Genomic DNA, 12,596 nt, shown 5'->3' with positions numbered 1-12,596 from the left:
TGTGGGATTTTCGCAAAGTGCAAGGGTACGGTGGCCGGCAGATCGCTGCAAGCGTGGGTTACTCGTCACGCCCTTCGAGCATCGTGCGCTTGAGCATCACATACACCGCCCCGGCACCGCCATGGCGCGGTTGGCAGGAGGTGAAACCGAGCACTTGGGTGTGCTGGCGCAACCAGGTGTTGACGTGGCTTTTGATCATCGGGCGCTTGCCGTCCAGGCGCACGGCCTTGCCGTGGGTCACGCGCACGCAGCGGATTTCGAACTTGGTGGCTTCGGCCAGGAAGGCCCAGAGGGTTTCCCGGGCCTTTTCCACAGTCATGCCGTGCAGGTCGAGGCTGCCTTCGAAGGGGATCTGTCCGGCCTTGAGCTTGCGCACCTGGCTTTCCTGGACCCCGTCGCGGGACCACATCAACTCGTCCTCGGGGCCGACGTCAATCACGAACTGGTCTGACAGACCGTCCACCGTGGTGGCATCCGTACGCACCGTGGCCGCCTGGCGCAGCTTGGCGATCTGTGCGCGGTCGGTCTTGGGTTTGCCGGTGTCGGCGCGGTCGTGCTTGATCGGCTTGACACCGCGCAGCTCGTTTTTGAACAGGGAAAAATCGTCGTCTTGCATGTCAGCCTCCGCGAAGGGCGGGCAGTTTACCCAAATCGAGGCGGTTGATGCGGGACAAAACGCTATCAGTGTTCCCTCAATCGTGCTTTTTCATCAGGTGCGAGGCGATGTTCAGCGACAGCGGCTGGTGCATACGGCGCCGGCAACGGCGCCACCACCAAATTCCCAGCCACAGGATCAACAGCCCGCCGGCCAACAGCAGCGCCGCGCCGCCGGGGCTGGTATTGAGCTCGCCGAGCGCGGGCGAATGGCCCAGCAGCGCGGCTGCACCCGCCAACGAAAGCAGCAAGCCAAACAGCGCGAGCAACGCAGCAAACGCTACGCCCAGGCGCAGACGCCAGTTGCTCGGGCCCTTGGGGCGCAAGCGACGAGCGTCAAAACCATCGGATATCTTCATTCCGACCTTTCCTCCAGGGTATCGGCCCTTCGACCGGAAGATAAACAACTTGTTCCGGGCTGGGAGGCAATTGCGGTAAATGACAGGCTTTAGCGGATGAGCGGGGCCTGAGGTGGCCGCGCCGCTCATCAACAGGGCGATCAGATCAGATCTTGGGTCAAGGCGAGGGTGGCGAAGTTGTCGGCCATGATGGCCATTTCCGTTTGCTGCACATGTTCGGCGCTGAGGATGCCGCCCTTGTAAGGCAGGTCGCGGGTGGCACAGGCGTCTTCCACCAGGGTGCAACGAAAGCCCAGGTTCTTCGCTGCGCGCACCGTGGTGCTGACGCTGGAGTGGCTCATGAAACCACAGACGATCAAGTCCAGGGAGCCCAGCTCCTGCAGGGTTTTTTCCAGCTGCGTGCCGTGGAAAGCGCTGGGCAGCAGCTTGCCGATGATGGTTTCGTCATCGTGCGGCTCCAGGCCGGGGATGAATTCGCCGCGCTCGCCCTGAGGGTCGAACAGGCCGCCGACGGTGCCCAGGTGACGGACATGCACGATCGGGCGCCCGGCCTTGCGGGCGGCAGCACTCAGTTGCTTGATGTTTTCCACGGCGGCGTCCATGCCCGACAGGGCGAGCGGGCCGCTCAAATATTCTTTCTGGGCATCGATGATCACAAGGGTCGCGTGGCTCAAATTGGCCGGTGCGTAACCGCGACCGCTGAGTTGAAACATCGTCTTTGGAACGGACATTCTGGGGCTCCTGTGAGTGGGGCTTTTGCGACATTGTCCTCTGGCTGAGCGGTTCTGTGAATCGCTACTAACGTAAGGTGCGCCGTTGTTGGCCTACAGCCATGTCAAGAGGGACAGCGGTATAGCAGAAAAACCTTGAATCAGGTTGAGTCTGACGCGCCGTCGCAGTTTTTCATACATCGTCCGTACAGCTTAAGGCTGTTAGAATTGCCAGTCGTTTTTTCCTGGAGCTTGCCCCCGTGATCACTTCCCGCCTGCGCACCTTGCGCGACCATATCCGTTGGGCTGTCAGCCGTTTCCATGGGGAAGACCTGTTTTTTGGCCATGGTACGGACAATGCCTGGGACGAAGCCCGGCAATTGGTACTGGGTGCACTGCACCTGCCTTGGGAAATTGCCGACAGCTACCTGGACTGCAACCTCGAAGAAGAAGAGATTTCCCACGTACAGCGTCTGCTGCATCGCCGTATCCACGAGCGCGTGCCCACGGCCTACCTGTTGAAAGAAGCCTGGTTCTGCGGCATGTCGTTTATCGTCGACGAGCGCGTGCTGATCCCGCGCTCACCGATTGGCGAGTTGATCGAAAACCGCTTTGAGCCCTGGCTGGCCCAGCCGCCGGCGCGCATCCTTGACCTGTGCACCGGCTCCGGTTGCATCGGCATCGCCTGCGCCTACGAGTTCCAGGAAGCCGAAGTGGTGCTGGGGGACTTGTCCTTCGAAGCACTGGAAGTGGCCAACCAGAACATCGAGCGCCATGGCGCCGACGAACGCGTGTACACCGTGCAGGGTGACGGCTTCGACGGTTTGCCCGGCCAGCGTTTTGACCTGATTGTGTCCAACCCGCCGTATGTCGATGCCGAAGACTTTGCCGACATGCCCGATGAATACCAGCACGAACCCGAATTGGGCCTGGCCTGCGGTGACGATGGCTTGAACCTGGTGCGCCGGATGTTGGCCGAGGCGGCCGATCATCTGACCGAGAAGGGCTTGCTGATTGTCGAAGTGGGCAACAGCCAGGTGCACGTTGAAGCGCTGTACCCGGAAGTGGATTTTGCCTGGCTGGAATTCCAGAACGGCGGGCATGGCGTATTCATGCTGACGGCGGAGCAGTGCCGGGCCCATCAGGCGGTGTTTGCCTCTCGCGTCTGATCAGGCGGAACTGAATGTGGGAGCGGGCTTGCTCGCGAAAGCGATGGATCAGTCAATACACGTACCGACTGATCCGCCGCTTTCGCGAGCAAGCCTGCTCCCACATTTGATTTGGATTTTTCAGAGAAACCGAGTGGTCAGCGATGCGTCGCAATCCAGATCAATAATCCCGCCTGGAACACGGTAAACGCCACCAGGCAGGTGATGGTGAAGCGCAAGCCGCTGTCCTCGCGCTTGAACTTGATGACCTTTTCTTCCTCGTGGCGCAGCTTCACTTCCTGCTCGGCCAGGTTTTGTTCGGCCTGTTGCAGCATTTGCGCCGCTTCGAGGATTTCCACGAACTGCACCTTCTCGGTGTTCCAGCTGTCCAGCACTTCGCTGACCTTGCCCGGCTGCACATGGCCTTTCAGGTGCTGGACATCGGCATAGGCCACATCAAAACCCTGGATCCGCAAAAAGTGGTCGCGACGCAGGCGCGTGGCTTCGTTCAGCGCGTCCTTGTTCGCCAGGTCGACGCCGTCGACGCGATAGTGCGACCACTTCTTTTTTGCCCACGCAGCGCCCTGGGCTACCAGGAAGCGGCCAAGGCCTCGGTTCGCGGGTTCGATTTCCAGGCTGTTGCTTGGGCCGAAGTGCACGCGGTGGGTGGCATGATCGACCCACACATCCAGGTGATTCTGTTCGCGCCGCACCCGTTGGGCAGGCAACTGGATGACCATGCGCAGCAGGCTGTGGTCCTTGTTGTTGCGCTCGGCGTAGCCAAACTGCACAAAGCGCAAGGGACGGGCGCCGGTTGCGCGATCGGTGGCCAAGGGCGCCAGGCGCAGCATTTTGAAGTGTTCGGCCTCAACCTCTGCCCACGGCAGCGCAGCCGCAGCCGCCGCTTCGGTGTCGGCGGTGGTTTCGGCGGGAGGTTGTGGTACTGCTTCGGTGTTCGTCATTCGGCGCGATCCTGTCCAAGCCCAGCTAGTCGACAGGCTTTTTGCTGTCGACCTTGTGCTTATCGGCCGTTCTTTCCAGGACTGGAGGGTAAATAGTGGGTTATCGGTGGCGAAGTCCGTCGATAAAGCTAACCAGACGCCTACCCAGCGCATCGGCGAGGGGCAATTGTGGATTGTTGTAGGAGCTCAACTGCTGCTTCACATCGTTGGGCACGATGCGCATGACGTGGTTCATGCCGGGAATCACCGCCAGTTCGGCGTCGGGTTTGGCCTGCTTGAGCTTCTGGGCATCGGCGACCCCTACTTGCAGGTCGGTGGTGCCCTGGACAATCAGGGCCGGCATTGTCAGGCGGGCGAACGCCGCTGCGGGGTCCGCACGAAACAGGCTGATCAGGTACGGCTGCACGCTGGGACGGAAAATACCCTGCAGCGGGCCCGGCACATCAGCATCCACCTGGCCGGCCTTGAGCCGGTCGAGGATCTGATTGCTGCGCAGCAGCAGGGCCGGCGGCAGGTGATCCGCCAATTGCTGGCGAATCACCTGGTCCACCGGGCGGGCGCTGCCGGACAGGGAAATCACCCCGTCGGGGTTGAGTTCAGGGGCGGCGAGGGCAGCCACCAATGCGCCTTCACTGTGCCCCAGCACCACCAGGGGCCCGAAGCGCGGATCGGCCTTGAGCGATTTGCCCCAGGCCACGGCGTCGGCCACATAGGCGTCTAGCGTCAGGTCGCGCTCGTCTGGCGTGGCCTTGAGGCTGGCGGCCACGCCGCGTTTGTCGTAGCGCACGCTGGCAATGTTATGGCGCGCCAGCACCCAGGCCAGGCGCTTGAGGCTGTCATTGCGCGCGCCTTCGGCACTGTTGCCGTTGCGGTCGGTGGGGCCGGAGCCTGCAATGATCAGCACTACAGGCACGGGTTTGTCGGATTGGGGCAGCAGTAATGAGCCAAACAGCTCGCCGCTGCCGGTGTCCAGGCTGATGGGCCGTTGCAGTACGACAGGGCTGGCGGCGTGGGCGACGCTACAGAACAGGGTGAGGGTAAACAGCAAAACTCGCAGCATCATCGCGCCATCATGAGGAAGGTGCCGGTTGGACCAACGTCTACCGGGAAGGTTTCGAGGATGAACTACTGGGTGAGCCTGCGTATACTGGCGCGCTTAGTTATCACGGTTGAGTTGATTCAACTGATTTCACGGAGCGCTCTGCATGTCCGGCAATACCTACGGCAAGCTGTTCACTGTCACCACCGCGGGCGAAAGCCATGGTCCGGCGTTGGTCGCCATTGTCGACGGCTGCCCGCCCGGCCTTGAGCTGTCCCTGGACGACCTGCAGCGCGACCTCGACCGCCGCAAGCCCGGCACCAGCCGCCACACCACCCAGCGCCAGGAGCCCGACGAAGTCGAGATCCTCTCTGGCGTGTTCGAGGGTCGCACTACCGGTTGCGCCATCGGCCTGCTGATCCGTAACACTGACCAGAAGTCCAAGGACTACTCGGCGATCAAGGATCTGTTCCGCCCGGCCCACGCCGACTACACCTACCACCATAAATACGGTGAGCGCGATTACCGTGGCGGTGGCCGCAGTTCGGCGCGGGAAACCGCGATGCGCGTGGCCGCCGGAGCCATTGCCAAGAAGTACCTGGCAACCCAGGGCATCCTGATTCGTGGCTATATGAGCCAACTGGGCCCGATCGAAATCCCATTCAAGACCTGGGACAGCGTGCAAGACAACGCTTTCTTCAGTCCCGACCCGGACAAGGTGCCGGAACTGGAAGCCTATATGGACCAGTTGCGCCGCGACCAGGATTCGGTGGGCGCGAAGATCACTGTGGTCGCCGAAGGGGTGATGCCGGGCCTGGGCGAGCCGATTTTCGACCGCCTGGACGCCGAACTGGCCCACGCGCTGATGAGCATCAACGCGGTCAAGGGCGTGGAAATCGGCGCCGGCTTCGCCTGTGTCGCCCAGCGCGGCACCGAGCACCGCGATGAGCTGACCCCCGAAGGTTTTGTCAGCAACAATGCGGGTGGCATTCTCGGCGGTATCTCGTCCGGCCAGCCGATTGTGGCGCACCTGGCACTCAAGCCGACCTCGAGCATCACCACGCCGGGGCGTTCGATTGATGTGCATGGCAACCCGGTGGATGTGATTACCAAGGGCCGCCATGACCCTTGCGTCGGCATCCGCGCCACGCCGATTGCCGAAGCAATGATGGCCATTGTGCTGATGGACCATCTGCTGCGGCACCGTGGGCAGAATGCCGATGTGCGCGTGACTACTCCGGTGCTGGGCCAGCTGTGACGGTCTGACCGTGACAGCGCTCCCGTACTGGCGACTTTCCAGCTTCTATCTGTTCTATTTCGCCCTGCTGGGGGCGACGGCGCCGTTCCTGGCGCTGTACTTCCATCATCTGGGGTTCTCCAGCGCGCGCATTGGCGAGTTGGTCGCAATCCCGATGCTGATGCGCTGCGTGGCCCCCAATATCTGGGGCTGGCTGGGTGACTACACCGGGCGGCGCCTGGCCATTGTGCGGTTTGGCGCGGTGTGCACGCTGCTCAGTTTTTCGCTGATCTTTGTCAGCCAGAGCTATGCCTGGCTGGCATTGGTGATGGCCCTGCACGCGTTCTTCTGGCATGCGGTGCTGCCGCAGTTCGAGGTCATCACCCTGGCGCACCTGCAAGGTCAGACCTCGCGCTACAGCCAGGTCCGCTTATGGGGCTCCGTCGGGTTTATCCTTGCCGTCGTCGCCCTGGGGCGCCTGTTCGAGGCCCTGAGCCTGGACATCTACCCGGTGGCGATCGTGTTGATCATGGCCGGCATCATCGGTGCCAGTTGGTGGGTGCCCAATGCCCAGCCGGCTGCCACCGGTGGTCGCGGTGCCGGCGACGGCTTCCTGCGGCAACTGCGCAGCCCTGGCGTGCTGGCGTTTTACGCCTGTGTCGCGTTGATGCAAATGAGCCACGGCCCGTACTACACCTTCCTCACCCTGCACCTGGAAAACCTCGGTTACAGCCGCGGTGTGATCGGCCTGCTGTGGGCCTTGGGTGTGGTGGCGGAGGTGTTGATGTTCATGGCCATGAGCCGGATTCTCACGCGCTTCTCGGTGCGCCGGGTGCTGGTGGCCAGTTTCCTGTTGGCCGCGTTACGCTGGCTGTTGCTGGGGTCATTCGCCGAATTCCTGTGGGTGCTGTTGCTCGCCCAGGTGCTGCATGCCGCGACCTTTGGCAGCTTTCATGCGGCGGCCATTCAATTTGTGCAGCGCAGCTTCGGTGCGCGCCAGCAAGGCCAGGGCCAGGCCTTGTATGCGGCGCTGGCCGGCACCGGCGGCGCGCTCGGCGCCTTGTATTCCGGGTACAGCTGGAACCAGTTGGGGCCGACCCTGACCTTCAGTATCGCCAGCCTCGCGGCCCTGGCCGCCGCGTTGATCATGGCGCTGCGCTTGCCCGAGGAGCAGCCGTGAGCCCGGCCCATCATCTGCAGACTCTTACCGCCCGAGGACCCCTTTTATGAGCATTCTTTGCGTTTATCACCTTTCTACCCCGGACACCCCGAACAAGGTCTTGACCCACGCTGACGATATTGCCTCGACCCTGGCCGAGCAGGGCGTGGGCTTCGAACGCTGGCAGGCCAGCACCCGTGTCGAGGCCGGCGCCAGTGCCGCCGAAGTGACGGCGGCGTACCAAGCGCAAATTGACAGCTGGATGACGGCACAGGGCTACGCGCAGGTGCAAGTGTTGAGCGTGAACCGCGAGCACCCGCAAAAGGTTGCCCTTGCCGCAGGTTTGCGCGATGAGCATTACCACGGGGCTGATGAGATCCGCTTGTTCGCCGCCGGCCGTGGTTTGCTCGGCCTGCATATCGGCGACTATGTCTACACGGTGCTCTGCGAAAAACACGACCTGCTGCGCATACCGGCCGGCATGCCACGCTGGTTTGACCTGGGGGAGGAGCCGCGTGTGGTCGCGATCAGTCTGTTCCAGACGGCGTCCGGGGCTGAGGCGCAAGTGACCGGCAGCGGGATCGCCCAAGGTTTCCCGGGGCTGGATGATTGACCTTAGTTCACTATCCGCAAACTTATTCAATATGCTCAAGTTGGATAAGTTTGTGGGAATGGACTCTATAGTTTGTAAGTTCCAGCTATTTGTCTGAGGGTCGATGTGTTAACCCTTGGCTTTATGTAACTCTCCCGTCGCTGTGTACCTATCTGTCAATAGGAGTTGTCCGAATATTGACAGTGCAAACCACTACGAGAGGGAGAGGCAGCATGAGCAGTCCAGAGGAGCCCACCCCATCCGTACCTGGGCCGGCGGTCAGTGTGGCAACAGATGTTTGTGAGCAGGCGTGCGACGACAGGGCAGGCGACGCACAGTCGTTGCCGGATAAGCCACTGACGGCCAAGGAGTTGGAAATACTGCGCTGGGCCACGGAGGGCAAGACAGTGTGGGAGATCAGCCGGATTCGCTGTGTCTCACAGGCCACGGTGAAGTTTCACCTGCGCAATATCTACGGCAAGTTGCACGTCAATAACCGGGTCCAGGCGGTGAGTGAAGCGATCAGGCGCGGGTTGTGCGGATAAAAAAGGGCCGTGAAGCGCAACGGCTTCACGGCCCTGGGAAACGCAGTGGTACTTATGCCGAATGGTAGGTCGGCAGGGCAAAGCGGTGCTGGCTTTGCAGCATCGAAATCTGCGGCAACTCGCTGGCTTGTTCTGCCAGGTCGCGGCGGATAGCGCTGATGACCCAGGTCAGTTGGTCGGCAGTGTGCAGTTGCTGGTACGAGATCGAGCGTTTGATCTGCTTGCCTTCGGTGTTGCGCAGGGTCAGCAGGATCCCACCGTCAGGACGTGCCTGGGTGGTGACGTCGTAGTTGGAGAATACAGAAGCGAATTTATCTTGGATCAGGCTCATGTCTATCGGCTCCATTGGCTCGTGTTGTGCGGCATGGAGTGATAGGTGCAGTGATTGTGCCAGTATCGCGATTTATATAAAGACCTTATAAATCAATAGCTTGCAAAAAATAGAGCTTTTCACTTTCGTGCAATATGCATGAATGGCCATCGTGCATCCTGCATTTTGCGCTATTGGGCGATGACGAACGGTATCGTGCGTCATCGGTGCCTGGGATACAAAACATTGCAAATCCCGCGTGTACAGCCAAGGAATGGCTGGCGTATTTTCCTGCAAGGCATTCAGGAATGGTCCTACACCGCATGAAGGCCCGTGGACCCTACGAATAATAAGAAAAAGGACTTCTGTGCATGAGCAATCCCCATAGCGAGATGATTACCCTCGGCATGATGTTGCGTAAGGTGCCGACCATTGTTCGGGCCCTGCCACGGTTGGTGCGCGGTATCCGTGTCGCCAATATCACTGACCCCGACCAGCCGTGCGGCCTGGGCTGGACCTTCGAACAGGCCACCCAGCGCAACCCCGAAGGCGCCGCGCTGTTGTTTGGCGACCAGGTGCTCAGCTACCGCCAGGCCAACCAGCACGCCAATCGCATCGCCCATCATCTGCAGGCCCAGGGCATTGGCAAGGGTGATGTGGTCGCGCTGTTTATTGAAAACCGTCCCGAACTGCTGTTGGCCGTGCTGGCGGTGGCCAAGGTTGGCGGCATCTGCGCCATGCTCAATACCGCGCAGACCCAGGCGGTGCTGGTGCATAGCCTGACCCTGGTCAACCCGGTGGCAATTGTGGTCGGCGCCGAACTGGTCGACGCCTACGACGCGGTACGTGAGCAGGTGGCGATTGATCCGCAGCGCACCTGGTATGTCGCCGATCAACAGGTGGCGCCTGTGCCCCAGGGCTATATCGACCTGATAGCCGCCAGCGCAGACTGTTCCACGGATAACCCGGCCAGCAGCCAACAGATCTACTTCAACGACCCGTGCTTCTATATCTACACCTCCGGCACCACCGGTTTGCCCAAGGCCGGTATCTTCAAGCATGGGCGCTGGATGAAATCCTCGGCCAGCTTCGGCACCATCGCCCTGGATATGGGGCCGGAGGACGTGGTCTATTGCACTCTGCCGCTGTACCACGCCACCGGGCTCTGTGTGTGCTGGGGCTCGGCGATTGCCGGCGCGTCGGGGTTTGCCATCCGCCGCAAATTCAGCGCCAGCCAGTTCTGGGACGATGTACGCAAATTCAACGCGACCACCCTGGGCTATGTCGGCGAATTATGCCGCTACCTGATGGACCAGCCGCCCAGCGAGCGCGACCGCGACAACCGAGTGGTGAAGATGATCGGCAACGGCTTGCGTCCGGGAGTGTGGGGGCCGTTCAAGGAGCGTTTTGGTGTGGGGCATATCTGCGAGTTGTACGCCGCCAGTGACGGCAATATCGGCTTCACCAACGTGCTGAATTTCGACAACACCATCGGCTTTTCCCTGATGCACTGGGCGCTGGTGGACTACGCCCACGACACTTGCGAGCCGATCCGTGGCAGCAATGGTTTTATGCGTGAAGTGCAGAAGGGCGGCCAGGGCCTGCTGCTGGCCAGGATCGACGACAAGGCGCCGTTCGATGGCTACACCGACCCGGAAAAGAACCGCAAGGTGGTCTTGAGCGACGTGTTCGAAAAGGGCGACCGCTACTTCAACACCGGCGATCTGTTGCGCAGCATTGGCTTTGGCCATGCGCAGTTCGTGGACCGCCTGGGCGACACCTATCGCTGGAAGGGCGAGAACGTCTCCACCACCGAGGTGGAAAACATCTTTATGCAGCACCCGCAGATCACCGAGGCGGTGGCCTACGGCGTGGAAATCGCCAACACCAATGGCCGCGCCGGGATGGCGGCGATTACCCCGTCCGAATCCCTGGCCACCCTGGATATGCAGGCGTTGCTGCAATTCGCCCAGAGCCAGATGCCGGCCTATGCGGTGCCGCTGTTCCTGCGGGTCAAGGTGAAGATGGAAACCACCGGCACCTTTAAGTACCAGAAGGTCCGTCTTAAGGAAGAGGCCTTCGACCCGCACAAGGTGGGGGACGATCCGCTCTACGCCTGGTTACCGGGCAGCGATACCTATGTGCCCGTGACCGTGCAGGTGCTGGCGGATATCCAGAGTGGAAAATATCGCTACTAGGGCGGCTCGATAGAACCTGGCTATCGTGGCTTTCGGCAAAAAAGGGGTGACAGGCGCGGCGCTGCTCGGGAAACTGACGGCCTTACGCCACACCCCACAGGGAGCCGCAGATGTCTGATCAAGCCAAACAAATGACCGAAGAAGAAGCCGCCGAATTTGCCGAGCAGGTCTTCGACGTGGCCCGCCGCGGTGATGCCGCCATGCTGGCTGCGCTGCTGGCCAAGGGCTTGCCGGTGAATCTGCGCAATCACAATGGCGATACCTTGTTGATGTTGTCCGCCTATCACGGGCACGCCGAGGCGGTGAAAGTGCTGCTGGAATTCAAGGCCGATCCGCAGATCGCCAACGACAAGAACCAACTGCCGATTGCCGGTGCAGCGTTCAAGGGCAACCTGGCGGTGGTCAAGGCGTTGATTGAAGGCGGCACCCCGGTTGACGGCGCCTCTGCCGATGGCCGCACGGCGCTGATGATGGCGGCGATGTTCAACCGCACCGAAATGGTCGAGTACCTGATCAGTGTGGGGGCCAACCCCAAGGCCACGGATGCCCAGGGGGTAACGGCCCTGGTGGCGGCCCAGACCATGGGGGCAGCGGATACGACGGCGCAGTTGCAAAAACTGGTGTAGGCTTTGCGCCCTCAAAATCAGCCTCGCCACAGGATTCGCCCATGAACACCGCGCTCGTCGAACTCATCACTAAAATCAGTTCCGGTTGCCTGGGCGACGCCGAGATCGTGCGGATCGCCGATGAGGCCAGCCAGGCCTACGCCGATGCCGATGGGTTCCTGGCGGCCAACCCTGATATCAACTACGACGACACCTTCCCCATCCCGCTGGGCGAGTGGATTGTGGTCGGCAGCCTGCCGGAAACGGTGCTGTTCCAGGCCGACACCTACCAGGACCTGTTCGCCCAGATCGTCGCCTCCTTTGGTCCCGACGTTGCGTTCAACCTCAAGCCCAAGCAGTTGGCCAAGACCGAGGCGCTGACGGCCCTTAATCGCATCCAGATCCAGCTCAGCGCCATGAACCCGGAAAACGGCGGCTACACCCTGATGAATTTCAGCCAGTTGCTCGATGACGAAATCCAGGCCGTGCTGGTCTATGGCAATGACGTGCCACGGGTGCTGGAATTGTGTGCCGAAGTCGGGATCAAGGGCGAACCGTCCCTGGAAGCCCTGCGCATTGCCGTCCACGTCTGAAATAAAACGGAACCCTGGCCAGGGCTGGCTATCCTAAACAGGCAAGCCCTCACTTAGGAGCGACACCATGGGTTCCACATTTAATGGTCTGATCGGGTTGATCATCCTGGCACTGGATATCTGGGCGATCATCAACGTGTTCAAAAGCGGCGCCAGCACCGGGGCCAAAGTGTTGTGGATCCTGTTGATCCTGCTGTTGCCGGTATTGGGCCTGATTATCTGGGCCATCGCCGGGCCACGGGGCAACGTGCGGCTCTGATCCTCTGCGGGCACAAGCATATAAATAATGTGGGAGCGCGCTTACCCGCGACAGCGGTGTATCAGTACCAGATTGATTGGCTGACACACCGCTATCGCGAGCAAGCTCGCTCCCACATTTGTTTGCGGCGTGTTCTGTAGATTTTTGTGTCTAGATATTCGCTGCACAAAATTTTCACACTTCATCCAAGACAATTCCCTCGCTTATTTTCCTGCCAAGGCCCGTC

Annotated in this window: 15 protein-coding genes; 9 read left to right on the top strand and 6 right to left on the bottom strand. The window is 61.0% G+C overall.

What is annotated here, in order from left to right; translation table 11 throughout:
* Nucleotides 1–58: 58 nt before the first annotated feature.
* The 3 genes from PSFL_RS27950 to PSFL_RS27940 all read right to left on the bottom strand — a co-directional run bounded on the left by PSFL_RS27950 (nucleotide 59) and on the right by PSFL_RS27940 (nucleotide 1,744).
* Entirely contained in the window at nucleotides 59–616 is a 558-nt protein-coding gene (locus tag PSFL_RS27950; protein ID WP_057440725.1) for a Smr/MutS family protein, read from the bottom strand.
* A 76-nt stretch (nucleotides 617–692) separates the two neighbouring features.
* Nucleotides 693–1,013, bottom strand: coding sequence for a hypothetical protein (locus tag PSFL_RS27945; RefSeq protein ID WP_057440727.1), 321 nt, complete (start codon nucleotides 1,011–1,013; stop codon nucleotides 693–695).
* 140 nt (nucleotides 1,014–1,153) lie between these two features.
* On the bottom strand, nucleotides 1,154–1,744 hold the full coding sequence (locus PSFL_RS27940; protein ID WP_057440730.1) for a cysteine hydrolase family protein: 591 nt from the start codon (nucleotides 1,742–1,744) through the stop codon (nucleotides 1,154–1,156).
* 239 nt (nucleotides 1,745–1,983) lie between these two features.
* Here PSFL_RS27940 and prmB point away from each other — a divergent pair, with 239 nt between their 5' ends.
* Nucleotides 1,984–2,892: a 50S ribosomal protein L3 N(5)-glutamine methyltransferase gene (gene prmB, locus PSFL_RS27935; RefSeq protein ID WP_057440732.1), complete on the top strand. Its 909-nt coding sequence runs from the start codon at nucleotides 1,984–1,986 to the stop codon at nucleotides 2,890–2,892.
* A gap of 137 nt (nucleotides 2,893–3,029) precedes the next feature.
* On the opposite strand, the gene PSFL_RS27930 is transcribed toward prmB, so the two are convergent.
* Together PSFL_RS27930 and PSFL_RS27925 are read right to left on the bottom strand one after the other, a co-directional pair.
* A complete protein-coding gene (locus PSFL_RS27930) occupies nucleotides 3,030–3,833 on the bottom strand; it encodes a hypothetical protein (RefSeq protein ID WP_115127806.1) in 804 nt (267 codons plus the stop codon).
* A 100-nt stretch (nucleotides 3,834–3,933) separates the two neighbouring features.
* Nucleotides 3,934–4,896 carry an alpha/beta hydrolase gene (locus tag PSFL_RS27925; RefSeq protein WP_169961205.1) on the bottom strand — a complete coding sequence of 321 codons (963 nt, stop codon included), beginning with the start codon at nucleotides 4,894–4,896 and terminating at the stop codon, nucleotides 3,934–3,936.
* 142 nt (nucleotides 4,897–5,038) lie between these two features.
* Here PSFL_RS27925 and aroC point away from each other — a divergent pair, with 142 nt between their 5' ends.
* From aroC to PSFL_RS27905, 4 genes are all read left to right on the top strand, one after another.
* Nucleotides 5,039–6,130 (top strand): chorismate synthase, encoded by a 1,092-nt coding sequence (aroC, locus tag PSFL_RS27920; protein WP_057440738.1) that lies wholly within the window; start codon nucleotides 5,039–5,041, stop codon nucleotides 6,128–6,130.
* A gap of 10 nt (nucleotides 6,131–6,140) precedes the next feature.
* Nucleotides 6,141–7,289: an MFS transporter gene (locus tag PSFL_RS27915; protein ID WP_057440740.1), complete on the top strand. Its 1,149-nt coding sequence runs from the start codon at nucleotides 6,141–6,143 to the stop codon at nucleotides 7,287–7,289.
* A gap of 46 nt (nucleotides 7,290–7,335) precedes the next feature.
* Nucleotides 7,336–7,881, top strand: coding sequence for an acireductone dioxygenase (locus tag PSFL_RS27910; protein ID WP_169961206.1), 546 nt, complete (start codon nucleotides 7,336–7,338; stop codon nucleotides 7,879–7,881).
* A gap of 212 nt (nucleotides 7,882–8,093) precedes the next feature.
* On the top strand, nucleotides 8,094–8,405 hold the full coding sequence (locus PSFL_RS27905) for a response regulator transcription factor (RefSeq protein WP_081044200.1): 312 nt from the start codon (nucleotides 8,094–8,096) through the stop codon (nucleotides 8,403–8,405).
* A gap of 52 nt (nucleotides 8,406–8,457) precedes the next feature.
* Here PSFL_RS27905 and PSFL_RS27900 read toward each other — a convergent pair whose 3' ends face one another.
* A complete protein-coding gene (locus tag PSFL_RS27900; protein ID WP_029300345.1) occupies nucleotides 8,458–8,736 on the bottom strand; it encodes a DUF3509 domain-containing protein in 279 nt (92 codons plus the stop codon).
* Between the two features lie 350 nt (nucleotides 8,737–9,086).
* Here PSFL_RS27900 and PSFL_RS27895 point away from each other — a divergent pair, with 350 nt between their 5' ends.
* From PSFL_RS27895 to PSFL_RS27880, 4 genes are all read left to right on the top strand, one after another.
* Nucleotides 9,087–10,913 (top strand): long-chain-acyl-CoA synthetase, encoded by a 1,827-nt coding sequence (locus PSFL_RS27895; RefSeq protein ID WP_397470698.1) that lies wholly within the window; start codon nucleotides 9,087–9,089, stop codon nucleotides 10,911–10,913.
* A gap of 110 nt (nucleotides 10,914–11,023) precedes the next feature.
* On the top strand, nucleotides 11,024–11,539 hold the full coding sequence (locus tag PSFL_RS27890) for an ankyrin repeat domain-containing protein (RefSeq protein WP_057440749.1): 516 nt from the start codon (nucleotides 11,024–11,026) through the stop codon (nucleotides 11,537–11,539).
* A gap of 41 nt (nucleotides 11,540–11,580) precedes the next feature.
* The gene (locus PSFL_RS27885) at nucleotides 11,581–12,111 is read left to right on the top strand and encodes a hypothetical protein (RefSeq protein WP_397470697.1); all 531 of its coding nucleotides are present in this window, start codon (nucleotides 11,581–11,583) and stop codon (nucleotides 12,109–12,111) included.
* Nucleotides 12,112–12,178: 67 nt separating this feature from the next.
* Nucleotides 12,179–12,370: a PLDc N-terminal domain-containing protein gene (locus tag PSFL_RS27880; protein ID WP_015885097.1), complete on the top strand. Its 192-nt coding sequence runs from the start codon at nucleotides 12,179–12,181 to the stop codon at nucleotides 12,368–12,370.
* Nucleotides 12,371–12,596: the final 226 nt, after the last annotated feature.

The organism is Pseudomonas sp. DD1 (genome assembly GCF_044510355.1).
In the GTDB taxonomy this organism is placed as follows: domain Bacteria; phylum Pseudomonadota; class Gammaproteobacteria; order Pseudomonadales; family Pseudomonadaceae; genus Aquipseudomonas; species Aquipseudomonas shahriarae.
This window is presented reverse-complemented; position numbering and strand designations above follow the sequence as displayed.